Raw genomic sequence first — 22,010 nt, forward strand, 5'->3', positions numbered from 1 at the left:
TCCTAGTGTTTTTCTTCACCAATTAAAGCGACCGAGTCGAACTTTGCTTGGTTTGATGCATGTTTGCGCATCACCAAATAGGTTGTCGACGCCACAAAAACGCCGAATGCAATAATAATTGTGCTTGTGTGTAGTGCTTGCTTCACCATAAAGCTATAGATGGCTAAGGTCACTAAAATCGATAATTGTTCGTTGAAATTTTGTACCGCGATTGAGTGACCAGCACTCATCAATACATGTCCACGGTGTTGCAAGAGTGCGTTCATCGGTACGACGAAAAATCCGGCGAGGCCCCCAATGAAAATGAGTAAGGGATAAGCTAGCCAAACGCTCTTGACGAAGACCATTGACGTGACTACGAGACCCATCATGACGCCGAGCTTCATTACACTTAATGAGCGCTTGAGCGGAATGAATTTGGCAGCGAGTAAGGCCCCTAATGCGATACCAAGGGCGAATACACCTTGAAGCTCGGTCCCTTTCTCTAAGGGCATATGGAGATTAACGCGAGCCCATTCGAGTACTAGCAACTGCAACACCGCGCCTGCGCCCCAAAAGAGAGTTGTCACCGCTAACGAGATTTGGCCTAATTTGTCTTTCCAGAGTTTGACTGAGCAATGTGTGAAATCGCGCAATAGGCAGAATGGATTGCGCTCTTGCTTTGGATATACTGCACCGGTATCTGGGATGTGGCGATTAAAGAGCGCTGCGATTAAGTAGCAGCTTGTGATTACACAGAGTGCAGCTTCATTGGTGGTATCGATGCCGGTATCGACGACTGGAAAATCAAAGGAAAGAATCCAAGTTGAAATATGTGGGTCGATGAGTTTGCCGCCGAGAAGAACCCCAAGAATAATCGAACCGATTGTTAATCCTTCGATCCAGCCATTCGCCGCAACCAGTTTTTCTGCTGGTAGTAGCTCGGTCAAGATGCCATATTTTGCTGGCGAATATGCGGCGGCGCCGAAACCCACGATACCATATGCAATGACTGGATGAACGTCGAAAAACATCAGGCCGCAGCCGCCAACCTTTATGAGGTTAGTGATAAACATGACTCGCCCTTTAGGCATGGAGTCAGCAAAGGCACCTACAAAGGCTGCTAGCAAAACATAAGAAAGCGCGAAACTCCATTTCAGTAATGGTGTCATCCACGCGGGTTCATTCATCGTAGTCAGTAAAGCCATTGCTGCAATCAGCAATGCATTATCGGCGAGCGAAGAAAAGAACTGCGCCGCCATAATTGTGTAAAAACCGCGTTTCATTCGTTCTTATGACCTGTGCTTATAGATGCAGGTGTGCTTTATACCATGAAACTTTGGAGTAACACTTGAAATAAGACAATCTGTTTGATTGATACTGTGTAAAATATCAGTGGTTTTGAACTGAAATTCGATGCGTCGAAAAAGACATTTTTAAAATGGCTAAACAAAAAACAAACTATACCTGCACTGAATGCGGCGGGGTTCAGAGTAAGTGGGCAGGTCAATGCCCTTCCTGCCAACAATGGAACACACTGGTAGAAACCTTGGTGGAGGAAGCTGGAAACCGATTCTCGCAAAAATTTCAGGGATTGGCCCAAAGTGCTCCGGTTCTTAATTTGGGAGCAATTGAAGCTGATGATGTGCCACGGTTCGGTACAGGTGTTGATGAGTTTGATCGAGTTCTTGGCGGTGGTTTGGTGCCGGGCGGGGTGGTTCTCATTGGCGGTGATCCTGGGATTGGTAAATCCACCTTGTTGCTACAAGCATTATCGAATTTAGCCCGCGTCAAAAAAGTTTTGTATGTGAGTGGCGAAGAGTCTGGGGCGCAAATCGCCTTGCGCGCGAAACGTTTGATGGTGGAGACTGACCAAGTTTCGTTGCAAGCAGAAATCCAATTGGAGAAGATTCTCAACACTTTAAGTGAGCATCAGCCTCAGGTGGTGGTGATTGATTCCATTCAAACCTTGTATTCGGATGCCTTGAGTTCGGCACCCGGATCAGTAGCTCAAGTCCGTGAATGTGCAGCGCAACTCACTAGGGTTGCGAAAGCGAGTAATGTGACGATGATTCTGGTAGGGCATGTGACAAAAGAGGGCGCACTCGCCGGACCTCGCGTTCTCGAACACATTGTCGATACCGTTTTGTACTTTGAAGGTGATACGCACTCAAGTTACCGCTTGGTGCGGGCGATTAAGAATCGCTTTGGTGCGGTGAATGAGCTCGGTGTTTTTGCGATGACGGAACGTGGTTTGAAAGGAGTTTCGAATCCTTCCGCGCTCTTTTTGTCACAACATGATGCGCAAGTTGCAGGTTCTTGCGTCATGGTGACGCAAGAGGGAACTCGCCCTTTACTGGTCGAGATTCAAGCGCTCGTGGATACCTCTCATGCGCCTAATGCAAAACGTTTGTCGGTGGGGTTGGAACAAAATCGCTTAGCTATGTTACTCGCAGTCTTACATCGGCATGCCGGTGTCGCAGCGTTCGATCAAGATGTCTTTATCAATGCGGTTGGCGGCGTCAAAATTACAGAGCCCGCAGCCGATTTGGCGGTACTGTTGGCCATTAATTCTTCGATGCGAAATAAACCTTTACCACGTGGATTTGTGGTCTTCGGTGAGGTCGGTTTGGCGGGAGAAATTCGACCAGCACCCCGAGGGCAAGAACGTTTGCGAGAAGCGGCAAAGCTCGGATTTTCTGTGGCGATGATTCCTAAATCTAATGCACCGAAACAAAAGATCGAAGGCTTACAAATTATCGCGGTAGATCGCATCGATGAAGCTTTGAGTAAGATTCGCGACATTGATGGTTTGATTGATGCTTGATTGATGCTTGATTGTTGATGGGGCGCGTGATGTTATGTTGTTTAAGTGTGCACCTTGAGCGTCATTGCAACTTGTGCGGAGATGTATTTTTAGGTTCGCATCTCCGCATTTGATCCACCAGTCCGTTATTTCTTGGCGAGTTTATTTCGAATTTTTGGTGTCATCACTGTCGCTAATGCTTTCGGCAGCGTGTCAGGGTAATCTCGACTGTAGTGTAGTCCACGACTCTCTCTACGTGAGAGTGCGCTTTCAACAATTAGCGAAGCTACTTCGACCAAATTACGTAACTCAAGCAAATTGTTTGAAATTCGGAAGTTGGCGTAGTATTCGTCGATTTCTTCCTTCAGTAATTGAATGCGATGTTTTGCGCGTTCAAGTCGTTTCGTAGTTCGCACGATACCAACGTAATTCCACATGAAGCGACGTAGTTCATCCCAGTTGTTGGCGATCACGACTTCTTCGTCTGCATCGGCGACGCGGCTTTCATCCCATGCTGGTAACTCTGGACGGTTGCTTGGGATTTGTGCTGCAATATGCTGTGCGGCGGCTTTGCCAACTACAAGACATTCGAGCAAAGAATTGCTGGCCAATCGATTCGCGCCATGCAGACCTGTGTAGGCGGTTTCGCCGACCGCATACAGCCCAGGAATATCTGTCCTTCCGAGCGTGTCTGTCACCACACCGCCGCAAGTAAAATGTACCGCAGGAACCACGGGGATGGCTTGCTTTGTAATGTCGATACCCAGCTCAAGACAACGTGCGTGAATGGTTGGGAAATGTTCTTTTAGGAACTCGGGTGATTGATGGCTTATGTCTAGTTCGACATAATCGAGGCCGCGCTTTTTCATTTCAAAGTCGATCGCACGTGCGACCACATCGCGTGGTGCAAGTTCGGCGCGATCATCATGATTTAGCATGAAACGTGTACCAGCAGCGGCACCGGCTTCTGGAGGTAATTTCAAGATGCCGCCTTCGCCACGCACTGCTTCGGTGATCAGAAAAGACTTTGCGTAGGGGTGGTACAAACAGGTTGGGTGGAATTGCATGAACTCCATATTGGCAACGCGGCAGCCCGCTCTCCATGCCATTGCAATTCCATCACCGGTTGCTGTATCGGGGTTGGTCGTGTAGAGGTAAACTTTGCCTGCGCCACCGGTTGCAAGGACAGTATGCTGTGCGCTCACCGTGTGTACGGCACCAGTCTTAACATCTTGCACGTAGAGGCCAAGGCAGGTTGGCGTTGCAGAGGTGTCGCCAACTTTAGCGGATGTTATGACATCGATTGCGTAGTGATGTTCGAAAAGGCTGATGTTGGGATTTTTCCGTACGAGTTGTTCGAGCGTTACTTGTACTGCATGCCCAGTCGCATCTGCCGCGTGAATAATTCGACGCTGGCTGTGTCCACCTTCGCGTGTTAAGTGAAAACCGAGTTCCGCCTCGTGGTCTTTGGTGAAGGGAACGCCTTGTTCGATCAACCAATCAATTGCTTGTCTACCTTGCTCAATAATTGCCCGGGTGGCGACTTCGTCGCATAGCCCGGCTCCAGCAATAATCGTGTCCGAAATATGTTGTTCGTGACTGTCGTGGGAATCAAGCACCGCTGCGATCCCACCCTGAGCCCAATTGCTGGCACCGTCAAGTAGGGTTCGTTTCGAAATTACGGCAACCTTATGAGTTTTCGCTAAATGCAAAGCAACAGAGAGTCCGGCAAGTCCGCTGCCGACGATCGCAACATCAAACTTCATCATTCGATCTTTAAGTAAGTAAGTGAAATTGGCAAGCTGATGAGCTCACCGATAAAGGGCTCAACTATATGCGATTTTTATCCAAACATGTACTCGAACACCGCGAAACTCCCACTAAATTCGGTATTTGATCATGCCTGTAAGTCGCATTCTTGCTTGGTATTGCCGGATTTCTGCAACGCTCTTAACGCTCCTGGTTGGTTTTTTCTAGTTTGATTTCAAAAAAGCATCCAAACTGCTTGACACAATTGCGAGCGCCTTGATCTAATACCGGATGCAATTTTTCAGCCACCTTTCGAGAGTGAGGATGGTTAAACTGCCGAAACATCTTTGTTGTGTATTTTTTTGTGAGGGGACGTAAGTGAATAAAACCGAATTGATCGACCATATCGCTAAGAGTGCTGATTTGTCGAAAGCTGCATCTGCTCGTGCTTTGGATGCAGTTATTGCTGCAGTCAAAACAACTCTGAAAAAGAACGGTACAGTGACCCTCGTTGGTTTTGGTACTTTTTCTGTCGGTAAACGTGCAGCTCGTACAGGTCGCAATCCACGTACTGGCGAAGCGATCAAAATCAAGTCTGCCAAGGTTCCTAAATTTAAACCTGGCAAAGCTTTGAAAGATGCGGTAAACTAATACTTTTCACGGTTTGCATAAAAGCTAGCCGTGTTTAGTTAATTTATGATGGGGCGCTTAGCTCAGTTGGTAGAGCGGAGCCCTTACAAGGCTTAGGTCGGGAGTTCGAGCCTCTCAGCGCCCACCAATAAATTAACAGCAGTATTCGGAGCGGTAGTTCAGTTGGTTAGAATACCGGCCTGTCACGCCGGGGGTCGCGGGTTCGAGCCCCGTCCGCTCCGCCAACATCTAAAAGGCGAACATATGTTCGCCTTTTTTCTTATTACGAAGTGAAATTTGTGAATTGGTCGGTGCAATATGTTTGACTTTATCCGTACACATCAGCGTTTAATGCAATTCGTCTTGCTGCTGATTATTTTCCCATCATTCGTGGTCGGCGGTGTGGTTGGCTTCAACAGTTTCTCGGGCAGTCGTGCAGAGATCGCCAAGGTTGGTTCTGAAGGTGTTCCGGTTGAAGAGTTCAATCAAGCATTGCGTTCACAGATTGATCGAATGAAGCAGGCTTACGGCCCAGATTTCGACGCTCAATTACTCAATACGCCGGAGATGCGTAAAGAAATTCTAGATGGCTTGATTTCGCGCCGTGTGGTTGCGCTTGAAGCAAAGCAATCGAAGCTTGCTGTGACCGATGAAGCTTTGCAGAAAAATATTTTGGAAATTCCTGGTTTGCGTAAGCCGGACAATAGCTTCGATAAAGATCGTTATAAGAGTTTGTTGGCTGCGCAGGGTATGACCCCCGCAAGTTACGAAGTGAGTTTGCGTCAAGATCTGACAAATCAACAATTGATCGATGCGATTCAAGGTACTGCGATCATGCCAAAGGCGATTGCTGCGCGTATTGCCGCAATCTCTGAGCAAGAGCGTGAAGTTCAATCTTTGGGCTTCAAAGCCAAAGATTACCTTAACGAGGTGAAGGTGACCGATGAAATGATGCGCGCGTTTTATGATAAAAATGGTAGTCAATTCGAAGTGCCAGAATCCGTTTCTGTGGAATATGTCGTACTCAGTGCGGAAAGCCTCGCGGAAAAAACGACAGTCTCTGACACCGAGGTGGCGGCGTATTACGAACAAAACAAAAACCGTTACTCGACCGAAGAATTGCGCCAAGCTAGTCATATTTTGTTGAGTGTGGCTAAGGATGCTAGCGAAGCGGATAAGAAGGCTGTACAAACAAAAGCGGAAGGATTGTTAGCTCAATTGCGTAAGGATCCAAGTTTGTTCCCTAAATTGGCGAAAGAAAATTCACAAGACCCTGGTTCGGCTCAGAACGGTGGCGATTTGGGGTTCTTTAAGCGCGGTGCAATGACTAAAGCCTTTGATGAGACAGTATTTAAGTTGAAGCAGGGCGAAATGAGTGGTTTAGTGACGACCGAGTATGGTATTCATATTGTGCAGTTGAATGCTATCAAAGCGGCGGCAGTCAAACCTCTCGATGAAGTTCGTGGTGAGTTGGTTGCTGAAATTAAGAAGCAAAAAGCTTCAAAGGCATTTGCTGAGGCAGCTGATACATTTACTAATTTGGTCGAGCAGTCGGATAGCCTGCAAGCTGTCGCGGAAAAAATGAATCTGAAGTTGGAAAAAGCGTCCAATCTTGGTCGTCAAGCCAATCCGATTTTGCCACCGACGGTTGCATCGAATAACCCTAAATTCTTGAAAGCGGTATTTGCGGATGAAGCGATCAAGAAGAAGCACAATATCGATCCAACTGAGCTGGCGCCAAATACATTATTTTCGGCGCGAGTTTTGGAACATAAACCAAAAAGTAAGCGTGCTTTCGATGAAGTGAAGGCTAGTATTCAAACTCAATTGGTACAGGTCGAAGCTCAGTCTTTGGCGAAGAAAGCTGGATTGGCAAAGATAGCAGCTTTGAAGTCATCCGATTCGACGAACGGTTTCAATGACTTGAAATTAGTCTCGCGGACAAAACAGTCTGAAATTGCGCCAGAAGCTTTGCAGGCAGTGTTGAAAGCAGATGTGCAAAAACTCCCAGCATTCGTGGGAGTGGAAGTGCCAGGCGTTGGTTACGAAGTATTCCGTATTGCTAAAGTATTGCCGGGAACGCCTGATCCAACACGTCGTGCAAACGAGGGGCGTCAGTTAGAAAATGCGATCGCTCAGCAAGAGGTTTTCTCTTATATTGAAGCGCTCAAGCAGCGTGCCAAAGTGACTGTGAATCAATCTGCTTTGAATAGTAAAAACGTTGGTGACGCATCAAGTCAATAAAAGCAAAAGGCGTTGACATTGTGAGCGTCGTGATCTGTTCCGTAAAAAGCAGCCTTCGGGCTGCTTTTTTTTGCGCCAAAGTTTTTTGCTTTTTTTTGAGGCGATTCTCTCAGTGGAAGTGGTATCGGATAGTCTGCTGGTAGTCGCAAAAGAGTTGTTTTTCGGTGCAAGAATGTGTTCCTTGTATGTTTTCGATCTAAACTCGAAAAAGTTGCTTTGCAATAAATGTAGTTTTTGATGTGAATCAATGTGGCTTGTAAGCGCGATTGATATCCTGCACCTGTAACTTTTTTAACCGAGTGAGATCATGACAAAAACCATTGAAAACACCTACAACTATCGAGTTGTGCGCCAATTTTCTGTCATGGCCGTCGTTTGGGGCGTCGTTGGCATGCTGGTAGGCGTGTTAATTGCGGCTCAATTGGCTTGGCCAGAACTGATTAGTGGCATCCCCTGGCTCAGTTATGGACGTCTGCGTCCATTGCATACGAACGCGGTGATTTTCGCGTTTGGCGGCTGCTCTTTGTTTGCAACTTCTTTTTACGTTGTACAGCGAACGACAAATGCACGTTTATTCGGTGGTCCTTTGATCGACTTCGTTTTCTGGGGTTGGCAATTAGTGATCGTTGCTGCTGCAGTAACTTTGCCATTGGGTTTTACACAAGGTAAAGAATACGCAGAACTCGAATGGCCAATCGACATCTTGATCGCTTTGGTATGGGTTGCTTACGCGGTGGTGTTCTTCGGTACCATTATGAAGCGCAAAGTAGAACACATCTACGTGGCGAACTGGTTCTTCGGTGCTTTTATCGTGGCGGTTGCAGTTTTGCACATCGTGAATAGTGCAGCGATGCCAGTCAACTTCATGAAATCCTACTCAGCCTATTCTGGCGTGCAGGATGCGATGGTGCAGTGGTGGTACGGTCACAATGCGGTGGGTTTCTTCTTGACAGCTGGTTTCTTGGGCATGATGTACTACTTCGTGCCAAAACAAATTGGTCGCCCAGTGTATTCCTATCGTTTGTCCATCGTCCACTTTTGGGCCTTGATTTTCACGTATATGTGGGCAGGTCCTCATCACTTGCATTACACAGCATTGCCTGATTGGGCGCAGTCACTGGGTATGTTGTTCTCCTTGATTTTGTTGGCTCCATCTTGGGGTGGTATGGTCAATGGCATCATGACCTTGTCCGGCGCATGGAGCAAATTACGTTCCGATCCTATCTTGCGCTTCTTGATCGTTTCTTTGTCCTTCTACGGTATGTCTACTTTCGAAGGTCCAATGATGGCGATCAAAACGGTCAACGCTTTGTCGCACTACACTGATTGGACGGTCGGTCACGTTCACTCGGGTGCCTTGGGTTGGGTTGGTTTCATTTCTATCGGTAGTTTGTATTACCTCGTGCCACGTTTGTTTGGTCAAACAGAGATGTACAGCAAGCGCCTGATCGAGATGCATTTCTGGATTGCAACCATCGGTATCGTTTTGTATATCGCTGCAATGTGGATCGCTGGTGTGATGCAAGGTTTGATGTGGCGCGCGGTCAATGAAGACGGTACTTTGACGTACACCTTCGTTGAATCTGTTAAAGCGACCTATCCGTACTATGTGATCCGTTTGACTGGTGGTCTCTTGTATTTAAGTGGCATGTTGTTGATGGTGTATAACGTTGCGAAAACTATCGCGATGGCTAAGCCTGCGAACGATGCGATTCCTGCAGTTCCTGCACAAGCAGCGCACGCTTGATTGAACACGCCATTAGGAGAATAAGAATGCGTAAATTTACACATGATTTGATCGAGCGAAATATCGGTCTGATGTTGGTGTTGGTGATCTTGACCATTAGCGTTGGTGGCCTGGTTGAGATCGTCCCACTGTTTTTCCAAAAATCGACTACTGAGGCCGTGGCGGGTGTGAAACCATACACCGCTTTGCAATTGGCTGGTCGCGACGTTTATTTGCGTGAAGGCTGCTACGGTTGCCACTCACAAATGATTCGTCCATTCCGTGCGGAAACCGAGCGTTATGGTCATTACTCTGTAGCCGGTGAGTCTGTTTATGATCATCCGTTCCAATGGGGTAGTAAGCGTACTGGTCCAGATCTGGCGCGTGTTGGCGGTCGTTATAGTGATACATGGCACCGCGATCACTTGATGGATCCACGCTCTGTGGTTCCAGAATCGAATATGCCATCGTACTCTTGGTTGGCAAAGGCAACAGTGGATGCCGATGGCTTGGCGCCAAGAATGCGAGCAATGCGTACCTTGGGTGTGCCATACACCGATCAAGAAATCGCGACTGCGGCGGCAGACGTGAAAGACAAGACAGAGTTGGATGCACTCATCGCTTACTTACAAGTGTTGGGTACTGCGATCAAAAACAAGAACTAAGTTTTTGGAAAGGAGCTTAGGATGAACTTTACTATCGTCAGTAGCGTGATGACATTGATCTCAATGATCGTGTTTATTGGCATCCTATATTGGGCTTTTAGTTCGAATAACAAAGCCCGTTTTGAAGAATTGGCCAAGTTGCCACAAGATGAAGAGAATGGAAAATAGCCATGGCAGACTTTATTAGCGAATGGTGGGGCACAGCGATAGCGATCGTCACCGCGATCAGTATTCTTGCGTGTGGTATTTTGTTGTGGGCCCAGTCCAAAGTAAAAGTGAAAATCGGCTCAGATGGCAAACCATTGCCAGCTGAAACAACCGGTCACGTATGGGATGAAAATCTCTCCGAGCAAAACAATCCTTTGCCGAAATGGTGGATGTGGTTGTTCTACTTAACTTTGATTTACAGCGTGGGTTACCTCGTTGTATATCCAGGTTTTGGTGCTTATCAAGGTAAATTTGGTTGGTCCCAAACAGGTGCCTATGACAAGGAAATGAAGGACGGTGAAGCACAGTACGGTCCTTTGTTCAATAAGTACTTAGGTATGGATGTCGCTGCAGTTGCCAAGGATCCACAAGCCCATGAAATTGGACAGCGCTTGTTCCTAAATACTTGCGCTCAGTGCCATGGTTCTGATGCTCAAGGGGGCAAGGGTTATCCCAATTTGACAGACAGCGATTGGTTGTATGGTGGTGATCCGCAAGTCATCAAAACGACCATCACTGAAGGTCGTCATGGTCAAATGCCACCGATGGGGGCAGCTTTGGGTGGTGAGGATGATGTACGTAACGTGGCCAACTATGTCATGAGTTTGTCTGGCGCGGCACATGATCCAATCAAGGCGGCATTAGGTAAATCGAAGTTCGGCGTTTGTGCTGCTTGCCATGGTGCTGATGGTAAAGGTAACCAAGCTTTGGGTTCACCAAACTTGACCGATAAAGTGTGGTTGTATGGCGGTGGTATCGACACGATCATGGAAACGATCAACAAAGGCCGTTCCAATCAAATGCCTGCGCACAAAGCACTTTTGTCCGAAGCTAAAATTCATTTGCTGACTGCTTACGTATGGAGTTTGTCAAACAGCGGAAATAGTGCTGCTGCGGCAAGCGAAGCGAATGCGTTGAAGCAAATTGAAGCAGCTGATGCAAGTGCAGCTTCGAAATGATTGAGTGAATACTTGGCGTCGACCACAGTCGGCGCCAAGAAATTTGCGAGTTTTAAAGGTAGAAAATGAAGAAAATTCCCATTATTCCTGTCGCGCCGGATGAGGCAGAGTTAGCACTTTTTGAAGAGCGTAAAAAGATTTATCCTCGTACTCAGAAAGGCTGGTTTCAGTCTTGGCGTTGGGTTTTGGTTTTCTTCACACAGGTGTTGTTTTACGGCGCGGCTTGGCTTGATTGGAACGATCGCCAGGCCGTTTTATTTGATTTGGTTAACCGTAAATTTTATATTTTTGGCCTGATTTTATGGCCTCAGGATTTTATTTATTTAGCCGTCTTGCTGGTGATATCGGCGCTCTCGTTGTTCTTGTTCACCGCCATGGCTGGTCGTCTATTTTGTGGATATGCTTGCCCACAAACGGTCTACACCAAGATTTTTTTATGGATCGAAGCCAAAGTTGAAGGTGATCGTGGTGCGCGCATGAAACTTGATGATGCACCAATGTCGGTGCGCAAGTTTCGCTTAAAAACAATCAAGCACAGTACTTGGATATTGATCGCGTTGTGGACGGGCTTTACATTCGTTGGATATTTTACCCCCATCAAAACGCTCGCCCAAGAAGTGCTCGCCACGAACCTCGGTCCATGGGAAACATTTTGGATGTTGTTCTACGCGTTTGCCACCTATGGCAATGCAGGCTTTATGCGTGAACAAGTTTGTAAATACATGTGCCCCTATGCACGCTTTCAGAGTGCAATGTTTGATAAAGATACTTTGATTGTCACCTACGATACCGAGCGTGGTGAACCACGCGGTTCGCGTAATAAGAAGGTTGATTACAAAGAGCAGGGACTTGGCGCTTGTGTGGACTGTGGTATCTGTGTACAGGTTTGTCCAACCGGAATTGATATCCGCAACGGATTGCAGTATGAGTGTATCGCTTGTGGCGCCTGTATTGATGGCTGCGACCAAGTGATGGACAAGATGGGATATGAGCGTGGCTTGGTGCGGTACACAACCGAACACGCTCTGAAACGCAAAATGACGAAGCAGGAGATGTGGCAACGCGTATTCCGTTTAAGAACCCTCATTTACACAGGTATTTTGTGTTTGATTATTTTCTTGGCCGGTTTATCTTTGGCGTTTCGTGTTCCGTTGAAAGTGGATGTGTTGCGTGACCGTGCAATGCCAAAAATCACCGAGACTGGTGGGGTAGAAAATGTGTATCGCCTGCAGATTATGAATACACAAGAGTCGCAGCGCGAGTACATCATCACCGTTAAAGGCTTGAACGGCGCTGAGATCGTAAATGCAGATAGCGTGGTGATTCCTTCTGCTAGCACGAAAGCATTCCCTGTGAGGGTTCGTGTTCCGGCAGGTGTTGCGACTACAGGATCGAACCGGATTAAATTCACCATCACGGATAAGCAAAAAATGAATGTGACGGTGACGGAAAAAGCAGTCTTTATCGTTCCTCGATAATTGGAGTAAAAAATGAATACAGCAATATTTAATAAACCGGCGAAGCAAGATGTTTGGTATAAAGAGCCTTGGCTGCTCTTGGTCATTGGTGGCCCCTTAATTGTCGTGTGCGCCAGTGTCTTTACTGGCATGTTGGCGATGCGTGGCGCCGATCAAGTCGTTGCGAAGGATTACTACAAGCAGGGCTTAATGATTAACACGAATTTGCAGCGTGATGCAAAAGCACGCGAGCTCGCATTGACAGCGAACATGCACCTCGATTTGGCGAAAAAGAGTATGACCCTTCAGTTACAGTCGAAGGCTGCAGTGCCGGATTCGGTGCAATTGAGTATCGCTACTTCTGGTGCAGAAAAAGGATTAGTGGAAGAAGTGGTGCGTCGATTGCCACTGAAATTGACTGGTGGATCAAGTTACCAAGTCGATCTGAGCCAGGTCTTGCAAGGAAAGAATAGTCTAGATCTTGAGCGAGTAAAGTTGTTGCATATCAAACTTGAAACCAATGAATGGCGTTTAACTGGTGATTGGTATGATCCACTTCAAAGAAATTTAGTTTTATCTGTGGCAAACTAAGACACGTTGACTGGTGTCGATTGTTTGCAAACCTGCACTCGAATTGAGGAGACAAGTTTGGAAAATCGCATTAAAACAGAAGAACGATTTTCGTTATCTACCATTTTGATGGTTGTACTATGGCCAGGCTTTTTGATGGCTTGCGTTGGAACGGGAATTTTTTTTAGTTTGGTCGATCCTATGGAATTGATAATTCTCGATGAGAAAATTCAAGTCCATATGCTCGGCGCCTATACAATTGGCTTCTTGATGTTTTGGGCATTGGGTTGTCTTTCGAGCTGGATAACAGCTTTCCTTTTGCAGAAAATACGGTAAATCAATGGATACAAGAGTCGTTGCACGTCGAGATAATTTAGAAATTTCAGAAGATCTTATTCGTCGTTTCGACTCATTGGGGCCGCGCTACACTTCTTATCCTACGGCAGATCGTTTTCATGCTGAGTTTAATGCGGATTCTTATATTCGCTACCTTGAGCAAAGAAATCGCAGCGAAAAGCGCCCCCCATTATCGCTTTACATTCACGTTCCTTTCTGTGCATCTCTGTGCTACTACTGTGCTTGTAATAAGGTCATTACCAAAGATCGCAGTAAATCCGCGACTTACCTTCAATATCTCGAAAAAGAACTTCAACTAGTTCGAGCTCATTTGACCGCTCCCGAAGCAATATCTCAATTGCATTTGGGCGGCGGCACACCAACTTTCCTCAGTCATGAGGAAATGCGCCAACTCATGACATTGTTGCGCAACCACTTTAGCTTTACGGAGGATGCTGAGATTTCGATTGAGATCGATCCGCGCACTGTGACAGCTGAATATTTGCATCTTTTGGCGGAACTTGGTTTTAATCGCACCAGTCTGGGTGTGCAAGATTTCGATGAGCAAGTGCAGCAAGCGGTCCATCGTATTCAGCCCTTCGATATGGTCGCAAAGTGCATTCAGCAGAGTAGGGACGAGGGGTTTGGTTCGATCAATTTTGATTTGATCTACGGTCTGCCAAAACAAAATCTTGCCAGCTTCTCGACCACGTTGGACCGCGTGATCGAGTTGTCGCCTGCGCGAATTGCCTTGTATAACTATGCGCATTTGCCGACCCGCTTTAAGCCACAACGTCGCATTAATGAAGCTGATTTGCCAAGTGCAGAGGAGCGCTTACAGATTTTCTTAATGTCGATAGAGCGTCTACTTGATGCTGGTTACATCTATATTGGTTTGGATCATTTTGCTAAGCCGGATGATAGTCTCGCTATGGCGATGCAAGATAAGAGCTTACACCGTAATTTCCAGGGCTATACCACGCGAGCAGATTGTGATTTGATCGCGCTTGGCCTTTCTGCGATTGGTAAATTGGGGGCATCTTACGTTCAAAATGTGCGTACCCTTGATGAATATTACGCGATTCTTGATCAAGGCAAATTACCTGTTGAAAAGGGCTTCGACCTCGATAACGATGACTTAATGCGCCGCGAAATTATTATGGAATTAATGTGCAGTAATTCGGTGAATTTCGCTCAGATTTCGAGTAAGTATCAAGTGGACTTTCATTCCTATTTCGCAGTGGAACTTGAACGATTGGCCTTTTTCGCTTCCGAGGGATTGATTGCCATCGATCAGAATTCAATTTCGGTTTTGACCAAAGGTCGTATGTTCGTGCGCGCCTTTGCTATGATCTTTGATAAGTATCTGGCGCAGAGTAGTGGTGCCAAATATTCGAAGTTGATCTAACTTCGCTAAATTTCTGCGTTACTGACAACGAGTCTTTGAATCCATGATTACTTGGTCGATGTGGATGGCAGCGATATCGGCGGGACTCTTGGGCGGTTTTCATTGCGTCGGGATGTGTGGTGGAATCGCGCAATTGTTGGCTCGATCCACATCTACGAGTCAAGGCACTGCGAATTCAGTTTCGCCAGCGAATCGGGTTATTCCAATTCACGCCATCGATAGTGATCCGAAACAAGAGTCTATATTGTTGCAGCATCTTGGTCGATTGACGACGTACGCGGTGATTGGTGCGGTCTTTGGTTGGTTTGGAAGTTATTTTGTTGCATTAGACAATGAGCGCGTACACCAAGCTCTCTTCATTGTTGGCAACCTGATGTTGTTGGCGGTATCTCTACGTCTTCTCGGCGTGAGTTTGAAAATGCCAAGCGGTGTTTCGCGTGGTTTGGGTGCGTTGGCAGATATCTTGCGCCCGAGCCTCAATTTAACGTCTCGTCATCCGTTTCTCACTGGGCTCGCGTGGGGAAGTCTACCTTGCGGTCTGAGTTTCGTCATCGCACCATTTGCGATTCTTTCCGGCGCCGCATGGTCTGGTGCTGTGTTAATGCTCAGTTTTGGTGTCGCTGCTTTGCCTCATTTGTTGGTGACACAAATGCTGGCCATGCGCTGGAGATCTAATCTGGGATTGAAGGTATTGCGAATTGTAATTGGTTTGGCGATGTTGACCATCGCAGTGCTTGGCTTGTTCTACTGGGATATGCGCTCCATGCCAGATTTTCTTTGCGTCACTCCCAAGCCTTAATGTGTTCTAACGCATTTTGAGCAGGCTGTCGAGCATCTCATCACCAGTTTGTACGAGTTTCGCTGCCATCTGAAAGCCTATTTTGAATTGTAAAGAATCGGTGATTTCAGTGGTGAGGTCAGTGTTGCTGGGGATGGCGTTGCCTGGATCTTGCGCTGCCATCGACTTACTTTTTTGACTAATATTGACAGTGACGCCACCGTTCGGGGCTTCTTGAAACTGAACGCTTTGCGGTTGAAACCCATTGGTATTTGCGTTGGCAATATTGTGGGCTGAGCTGCTCAAAGCGGTATCATAGGCCCGCATGGCAGAGAGCCCAGTGTTGATTGCTGAAATAGCCATGATATGAATTCCTCGCCAAGGTGAAAACGATCACGAAACTCGGTGGAGACTGAGACACGTGCACAGAGTGCCGCGCGGATGAATGCAGATCCGCAGTAAAGGCTCTCGATATCGTTAACGAGGATTTTTCCGAAAACTTTAGCTTGGTGTAGGATTGTCAAGGTGTTCGATGGGGAGTGGTACTTCAACCTCAATCAATGTACCTTTGCCTACGGTTGACGATAAGTTAAAAGTCCCGTTCATCGCTTTGATCCGTTCTCGCATTCCGACCAAACCAAACGAGCGTGTTTTATTCATCGCACCTTCTTCAATACCGCGTCCATCGTCCTTAATTTGGAGTTTAAGTAGCTCATTGTCTCTCTCGAAATAGATTTCGACATGAGACGCTTTCGCATGACGTGCGACGTTCGTCAGTGACTCTTGTACGATACGGAAGATCGCGGTACTTTTTTCGTCGTCCAAAATGAGTTGCTCTTCATCTGCAATGAGTTCGCAGTTAACGCCATGACGTTGTGCAAACTCTTTCTGCAAGGTTTGAAGCGCAAAAAAGAGTCCACCTTCATCTAAAGCGCGTGGCCTCAAATCAGTCGCGATACGGCGTAATGTTGTGATCGAGGTGAGCAATAATTGATCCATGCTACCGAGCGTTAAGCGAGACTTTTCAGTCATGGCATGATCGCGTTGGAGTAGGGAGAGATCCATTCGCAAAGCGGCTAACAATTGGCCAAGATCATCGTGCAATTCACGGGCGATATGTTTACGTTCCTCTTCACGAATACTTTGAAGGGCAGCCGAGAGTTGACTGAGCTGATTGTGATATTGCGCTAATTTTTCTTTGGCGATTTTTCTTTCGCTAATATCACGGAAGATCACAGTGTAAAAACGTCGACCATGTTCGACCAAGCTGGAGATAGAGGCTTCAATCGGAAATTCACTGCCATCGGCGTGCAGGCCTGTTACGTAAAAATCCTCAAAGCTCGTGCCCATTTGGCGTCTTGTTGTGCCATGATTTCCAAATTCTTTCACATGCTGGGTATGCACTTTTCGGTGGCGCATGGGGATCACGAGATCCAAAGACTGTCCTATAAGCTGATCCACTTCGTAGCCGAACACGCGCGCTGCGGCAGGGTTCACTAAGATAATTTTGAATTGGTCATCGACGGTGAGAATGCCATCCATCGCTGTTTCGATAACCCCAGCCAAACGCTGCTTGTTGAGCAATAATTCATCGGCGGTATCCTGTAGTTGGCTCGTATTTTTGATCAAAAAGGCGTATGGCGCATGAATGTTGATGGCGACCATGCCTCGGTAAATGGCGAGCGCTGAGAGCAATTGAAAAATATGACCGATCAAGACAAATGCCTCTGTCGAATAACGATAGAGTGAGAAATAGATTTCTGAGATGGCTAACATTAAGCTCGCGAAGCATAGATAACCCCGATTTAATTCGAGGAGATCGTTCAATCGAGTCCCGTTAAACGCGGGAATTTGCCTGAAGAAGTAGAGCGAGCTAATCAGGTTAAGAACAACCAGCAAAATCTCACTGGCGATTTTGAAGCTAGTTTGCCCAGTTTGGGTATCGTAGGTAGAAGGGAGGACTTCTGGTAGTGTAAAAATCAATACGCTCAATGCAATCGTTAAACTCAGACCGACGACTAGGCTGAGGCTAGAGTGTAGATTGCTGACCAATTTATCACTCGGTTTCAGGGCAAGTCCTAACAAAGTGAACGTCACGATAAAGCGCGAGCCCAGCCAGAAGCTTAAGGACTGGTGCATCGCATTGTTTTGTTCAAATCCTGGCATTCCTTGGAATACAAGAGCATGAAAAAAACCAAGGACCGCTGCACATAAAAAGGCAACAGCCAGAATCAAGCTGCTCCGATTCCTGCGCTCACCAAAGGCATTCCAACAAACTATAAAGACGGAAACGAAAAGAACGATCGTTGCTGTTTCTAGTGCCGTGTGAATTGCGAGTGGATAAGGCACGCTGTAGCTAGAGACTGTGGGGTAATTGAGCCAAAGAAAAATTGAACTCACTAACAAAAGTGCGCTGGCAATGCCGATGTAGCGAAAATCGCGGACTGTGCTGTATTCATGCATAGCGGTAGATAGAAGATGTTCAAAGTTGCTTTGATTTTAATTTGTTTTGGTCTCTTGCACTATAAAATTTGTCGTGTAGCGAAGCCATTTTTTCTTCTAACTTGCTTGATTTTATTGAGGATGTTGAACCGTCTGTTTTCGCTACGAGACGAAAAAAAGGCACTCTGCAAATTATCCGCAGAATGCCGAGGCTCGTGTTGCAAAATAAAATCGTTACATCGTCTTAATGCGACATCAGAACTGGAATATTCATGTTTTCGAGTATAGAGCGGGTAACCCCACCCATGACCATTTCACGGAAACGAGAGTGCCCATAAGCGCCCATCACGAGTAAGCTGGCGCCGAGTTCCTGTGTATGCTGCAAAATGGCTTCACCAGTATTTTTCTTACTGAATCGTACACATACTTCAACCTTGATGCCATGGCGAGCCAAGTAGAGCGCAATATCAGCACCGGGTTCCTCACCATGTGCTTCGATGTCTTCGCCGGGGTTGACGATGAGAATTTGTACGCAGCCACTTTGACGTAGTAAAGGCATAGCATCACTAATCGCTCGCGCAGCTTCACGGCTACCATCCCAAGCGACTACGACGTGTTTTCCAATATTACTGAAATCGCCGTCATACGGCACTAATAAGGTTGGACGACCTGCGTTGATCACCATGAATTCTGGAAAATCAGACATCACCGAAGGTGAAGGTTCATGTGGATTGGTCTGGCCGATGATGATGAGGTCACAATATCTTGCGCGTAATCCTAAGCCACCATTTGCTTCATCGTTGGCTATATTTGATTCGTAATTGGAGGTGCCGAGTCGATCGCAGTCATGCTGGAAGCGGTTGATAGCAGATTCGGCACGCTTGTGGAGATCATTGAGATGTAAGCCAATGTTTGGGTCGCTGATACTGAAATCACTGCCTTCAAAGACATATCGTGAAATACCTGTGACTGCAATCCCGATCAGATGGGCATTAAAAGTCATGGCGAGTTCATGTGCGATTTTTGTGCGCGCGCTTGCTCTTAATGAATCATCGACATGCACCAAGATATTCTTAAAGCTCATGTTTCACTCCTAATCGAAAAATGCTCTTATCGAGAAGTTGAAATGCGTTTAGTTAATTGCAGTACTCAGCTCTGGATTCCACTGTGGTAGCAAATTTTTGTTGACTAGTGCTGTCACTTTTTCGGCGACTTTATTGCGAGCTTTTGCAGGAGGTAGACGACGCAAAGATTTTAAAGCTGCAGTGTCGAGAAGATTGATTTCTCTCTGTTCCACAGAAATCATACCCAATTCATTCAATGCGGATAATGTGCGGCTGACAGTTTCTAATGTGAGACCAAGATAGCTGCCAATTTCTTGGCGCGTCATGCGCAAATTGAAGCTGCGACCTGAATAACCCATTTGGCTAAAACGTTCGCCGAGATTGGTAAGGAAGCGTGCAACTTTTGCTTCGGCAGAGAGCGCGCTGAGCATGCTAATCATCATCTGTTCACGGACGATTTCGCGGCTCATGACGCTGAACATGGCTTGTTCGAGTTCGCAGTGAATGCGACCAAGGGCGGCGAAAGTTTTGTAAGGCACTAGGATCATGTCGCAATCTGATAGAGCAACCGCCTCAGATGCGTAATGTTGTTTATGAATCCCATCGATGCCTAAGATGTCCCCTTTCATTGGGAAACTCAAGACTTGTTCGTTGCCGAATTCATCAATGTGGAGTGTCTTTACGAAGCCAGAGTTGACGATATAAAGTGTGTCAAATGCTTGACCAATACGATGGATGCGTTGGCCTGCTTTGTAACGAACATGTTGAAACAAGGTATCTTCATCATCTGCCGTGGCGGGAGCTGGGATCGCCAGTAACTCGCAGACTTGACGGAGGTTGGACCACAAGCTGCCTTGTTGACGCCATGCGGTCTCCTGCTGGGAGGCGATGTCTACATTACGTTTTGGCTGAGAGAGCGTAGATAAATTCGACATGATGGTTCCTCTTAAATGAAATTATGAATACTTAGAATTGGGGGTAAGCTTTTTCAATGTGCGGGGCCTTGCACTTGCCATCTCTGCAAAATGCTTGGGATCTGTTCAAAATCGGTTGATTTGTCGAGAAAGCTGTCTGCGCCAGCGCGCATCGCTTGCATGCGATTTGCTTCATTTGAATGATTCGTTAAGACAACTACGCGAACTTCTGGAATGGAAGTCTTGATCTTTTTTAGAAGCACTAAACCATTACCATCGCTGAGTTGAATATCGAGGATCATCGCGTCTGCATGGGCTTCAACAATCTTGTCATAGGCACCAGCGATCGCGGCTGAAATCCCAACAATTGCCACGTCAGGCAATTCTTCAATGAAGCGCACTAAGCGGTTTTGGATCAGCAGTGAATCTTCGACAATAAACAGGTTCATGGCGTGGTTGATTTGAGTTGGCACACGTTTGCTCGCATGTGCACATTATGCTCAGACGCCGAGTTGATTTAAATCAGTGTTCGCTGATTTGAGATGTGGGATTTTGCTGGTTTGGATTAGGAATATTCCTACAAGCATCAATCGGTTTGAAAATGTGACTCATGCCTGTATTGCGGAAAAGCTGAGGGGACACTAGGACAGCAATTTGTGATTGATAGCGTATTGGACTAGTTCAGAAATCGAATTTAAGCCCATCTTTTGCATGATGCGTGTCTTGTGGGTGCTAACAGTTTTCACTGAGAGGTGTAATAGCTCACCAATTTCGGTGATGGATTTACCCTTTGCGAGAAGCTGAAACACTTCAAATTCGCGGTCTGACAGTGCGGTGTGAGGTACTTCGGTGCTTCCTGCCATTGCTGACATTGCTAGTTGCTCCGCGACTTCAATGCTGATGTAAGGGCGTCCTGAGGCTACTTTACGTAAAGCGGTCACAAGCTGAGTTCCTGCACTTTCCTTGGTCAAATAGCCGTTGGCGCCGGCTCGAATCGCGCGAACCGCATACTGCTCCTCTTCATGCATCGTTAAAATGAGGATAGGTAATTTGGGGAACTCATTGCGAACTTGATGAATCAAGTCAACGCCGCTGCGTCCTGGCATGGAAAGGTCTAGTAACAAAACGTCAAGAGTCAAGCTGCGTAACTTGGTGATGGTGTCATGTCCGTCAATGGCCTCGCCAATGACTTGAATGTCTTCGATGCCGTCGAGGATGCGTTTCAATCCTTCGCGCATGATGGTGTGGTCGTCTGCGATGAGTAGTCGAATCATGGGGTTTCTTTGCTCGCTGATCTGATCATGGTTAATTCGAACCAGCTTGAGGGGTGATTGATTCTGGGAAATTCGAATTGCCAGCCGCATTCTACTGGAACTTTTCGAATTGTAGTTTGTGAATGTTGCTTTCGATCGAACTTATGGAAATAGGGCTGTGCAGTCATTTGTTTGAAACTCTAGCCTGATTTGCGTGTTATTTAGGCAATGCTTTTGGAGTTTTCATGTCGTTGTAATGAGAAATAATTAAGATTTCAAGATCAATAATTATGAGAATTGACATGTTTCCTAGAGTTAGCGGTTTCATGGTAAAATCTAAGGTTAGTTGAATTATTGACTTATTGTTTTAACCCTTTCTTTTTATTGGAGTTTTTAGATGGCTATCGAACGCACATTGTCTATTATTAAGCCTGATGCAGTTGCAAAAAATGTTATCGGTCAAATCGTCAGTCGCTTTGAAGGCGCAGGTTTGAAAGTTGTTGCAGCACGTTTGACACAATTGTCCCGCGCTGAAGCAGAAGGTTTTTACGCTGTTCACGCAGCACGCCCATTCTTCAAAGATTTGGTTGATTTCATGATCTCCGGTCCAGTATTTGTGCAAGTGTTGGAAGGCGAAGGCGCGATTTTGAAAAACCGTGATTTGATGGGTGCAACAGATCCGAAGAAAGCAGAAAAAGGCACAATCCGCGCTGATTTCGCTGAATCTATCGATGCTAACGCTGTGCACGGTTCTGATGCTCCTGAAACAGCCGCAGTTGAAATCGCTTACTTCTTCCCAGCTTTGAACATCTATTCCCGTTAA

Annotated in this window: 20 protein-coding genes and 2 tRNA genes; 14 read left to right on the forward strand and 8 right to left on the reverse strand. The window is 46.6% G+C overall.

The annotated features are described in order from the left end of the window. Window positions 1–2 precede the first annotated feature (2 nt). Window positions 3–1,265, reverse strand: a complete 1,263-nt coding sequence (lplT, locus tag RF679_RS08310; RefSeq protein WP_309483742.1) for a lysophospholipid transporter LplT — start codon at window positions 1,263–1,265, stop codon at window positions 3–5. A 155-nt stretch (window positions 1,266–1,420) separates the two neighbouring features. On the opposite strand from lplT, the gene radA reads away from it, so the two are divergent. Further along, window positions 1,421–2,806: a DNA repair protein RadA gene (radA, locus tag RF679_RS08315; protein WP_309483743.1), complete on the forward strand. Its 1,386-nt coding sequence runs from the start codon at window positions 1,421–1,423 to the stop codon at window positions 2,804–2,806. Window positions 2,807–2,931: 125 nt separating this feature from the next. Here the strand turns inward: radA and nadB are convergent, their stop codons facing one another. Continuing rightward, on the reverse strand, window positions 2,932–4,551 hold the full coding sequence (nadB, locus tag RF679_RS08320) for an L-aspartate oxidase (protein WP_309483991.1): 1,620 nt from the start codon (window positions 4,549–4,551) through the stop codon (window positions 2,932–2,934). 361 nt (window positions 4,552–4,912) lie between these two features. Between nadB and RF679_RS08325 the strand changes: the two genes are divergently transcribed. From RF679_RS08325 to RF679_RS08380, 12 genes are all read left to right on the forward strand, one after another. Next, the gene (locus RF679_RS08325) at window positions 4,913–5,185 is read left to right on the forward strand and encodes an HU family DNA-binding protein (RefSeq protein ID WP_212673987.1); all 273 of its coding nucleotides are present in this window, start codon (window positions 4,913–4,915) and stop codon (window positions 5,183–5,185) included. Between the two features lie 51 nt (window positions 5,186–5,236). Continuing rightward, window positions 5,237–5,312, forward strand: a tRNA-Val gene (locus RF679_RS08330). Window positions 5,313–5,332: 20 nt separating this feature from the next. Further along, window positions 5,333–5,409 (forward strand) — tRNA-Asp (locus RF679_RS08335). Window positions 5,410–5,482: 73 nt separating this feature from the next. After that, the gene (locus RF679_RS08340) at window positions 5,483–7,408 is read left to right on the forward strand and encodes a SurA N-terminal domain-containing protein (protein ID WP_309483744.1); all 1,926 of its coding nucleotides are present in this window, start codon (window positions 5,483–5,485) and stop codon (window positions 7,406–7,408) included. Between the two features lie 307 nt (window positions 7,409–7,715). Next, window positions 7,716–9,155, forward strand: coding sequence for a cytochrome-c oxidase, cbb3-type subunit I (ccoN, locus tag RF679_RS08345; RefSeq protein WP_309483745.1), 1,440 nt, complete (start codon window positions 7,716–7,718; stop codon window positions 9,153–9,155). Window positions 9,156–9,181: 26 nt separating this feature from the next. Continuing rightward, window positions 9,182–9,799: a cytochrome-c oxidase, cbb3-type subunit II gene (gene ccoO, locus RF679_RS08350; RefSeq protein WP_309483746.1), complete on the forward strand. Its 618-nt coding sequence runs from the start codon at window positions 9,182–9,184 to the stop codon at window positions 9,797–9,799. A 21-nt stretch (window positions 9,800–9,820) separates the two neighbouring features. Further along, window positions 9,821–9,967 carry a cbb3-type cytochrome oxidase subunit 3 gene (locus tag RF679_RS08355; RefSeq protein WP_309483747.1) on the forward strand — a complete coding sequence of 49 codons (147 nt, stop codon included), beginning with the start codon at window positions 9,821–9,823 and terminating at the stop codon, window positions 9,965–9,967. A 2-nt stretch (window positions 9,968–9,969) separates the two neighbouring features. Then, window positions 9,970–10,965, forward strand: a complete 996-nt coding sequence (gene ccoP, locus RF679_RS08360; RefSeq protein WP_309483748.1) for a cytochrome-c oxidase, cbb3-type subunit III — start codon at window positions 9,970–9,972, stop codon at window positions 10,963–10,965. Window positions 10,966–11,030: 65 nt separating this feature from the next. Further along, complete coding sequence (gene ccoG / locus RF679_RS08365) at window positions 11,031–12,443, forward strand: cytochrome c oxidase accessory protein CcoG (RefSeq protein ID WP_309483749.1); 1,413 nt, start codon at window positions 11,031–11,033, stop codon at window positions 12,441–12,443. A 12-nt stretch (window positions 12,444–12,455) separates the two neighbouring features. Further along, a complete protein-coding gene (locus RF679_RS08370; RefSeq protein ID WP_309483750.1) occupies window positions 12,456–13,013 on the forward strand; it encodes a FixH family protein in 558 nt (185 codons plus the stop codon). Window positions 13,014–13,332: 319 nt separating this feature from the next. Then, entirely contained in the window at window positions 13,333–14,736 is a 1,404-nt protein-coding gene (hemN, locus tag RF679_RS08375) for an oxygen-independent coproporphyrinogen III oxidase (RefSeq protein ID WP_309483751.1), read from the forward strand. A gap of 43 nt (window positions 14,737–14,779) precedes the next feature. Continuing rightward, window positions 14,780–15,535 (forward strand): sulfite exporter TauE/SafE family protein, encoded by a 756-nt coding sequence (locus tag RF679_RS08380; protein ID WP_309483752.1) that lies wholly within the window; start codon window positions 14,780–14,782, stop codon window positions 15,533–15,535. Between the two features lie 6 nt (window positions 15,536–15,541). Here RF679_RS08380 and RF679_RS08385 read toward each other — a convergent pair whose 3' ends face one another. The 6 genes from RF679_RS08385 to RF679_RS08410 form a co-directional block, all read right to left on the reverse strand. Further along, window positions 15,542–15,877 (reverse strand): flagellar basal body rod C-terminal domain-containing protein, encoded by a 336-nt coding sequence (locus RF679_RS08385; RefSeq protein ID WP_309483753.1) that lies wholly within the window; start codon window positions 15,875–15,877, stop codon window positions 15,542–15,544. A 138-nt stretch (window positions 15,878–16,015) separates the two neighbouring features. Next, window positions 16,016–17,977: an MASE3 domain-containing protein gene (locus tag RF679_RS08390; RefSeq protein ID WP_309483754.1), complete on the reverse strand. Its 1,962-nt coding sequence runs from the start codon at window positions 17,975–17,977 to the stop codon at window positions 16,016–16,018. Window positions 17,978–18,200: 223 nt separating this feature from the next. Then, window positions 18,201–19,040, reverse strand: coding sequence for a universal stress protein (locus RF679_RS08395; RefSeq protein WP_309483755.1), 840 nt, complete (start codon window positions 19,038–19,040; stop codon window positions 18,201–18,203). Between the two features lie 48 nt (window positions 19,041–19,088). Then, window positions 19,089–19,955 carry a Crp/Fnr family transcriptional regulator gene (locus RF679_RS08400; protein ID WP_309483756.1) on the reverse strand — a complete coding sequence of 289 codons (867 nt, stop codon included), beginning with the start codon at window positions 19,953–19,955 and terminating at the stop codon, window positions 19,089–19,091. A gap of 53 nt (window positions 19,956–20,008) precedes the next feature. Next, window positions 20,009–20,383 (reverse strand): response regulator, encoded by a 375-nt coding sequence (locus RF679_RS08405; protein ID WP_309483757.1) that lies wholly within the window; start codon window positions 20,381–20,383, stop codon window positions 20,009–20,011. A 192-nt stretch (window positions 20,384–20,575) separates the two neighbouring features. Beyond that, on the reverse strand, window positions 20,576–21,208 hold the full coding sequence (locus RF679_RS08410; protein WP_309483758.1) for a response regulator transcription factor: 633 nt from the start codon (window positions 21,206–21,208) through the stop codon (window positions 20,576–20,578). 376 nt (window positions 21,209–21,584) lie between these two features. On the opposite strand from RF679_RS08410, the gene ndk reads away from it, so the two are divergent. Further along, window positions 21,585–22,010 carry a nucleoside-diphosphate kinase gene (gene ndk / locus RF679_RS08415; protein WP_309483759.1) on the forward strand — a complete coding sequence of 142 codons (426 nt, stop codon included), beginning with the start codon at window positions 21,585–21,587 and terminating at the stop codon, window positions 22,008–22,010.

Origin of the sequence: Undibacterium cyanobacteriorum (assembly GCF_031326225.1) — a bacterium.
Taxonomy (GTDB): domain Bacteria; phylum Pseudomonadota; class Gammaproteobacteria; order Burkholderiales; family Burkholderiaceae_D; genus Undibacterium; species Undibacterium cyanobacteriorum.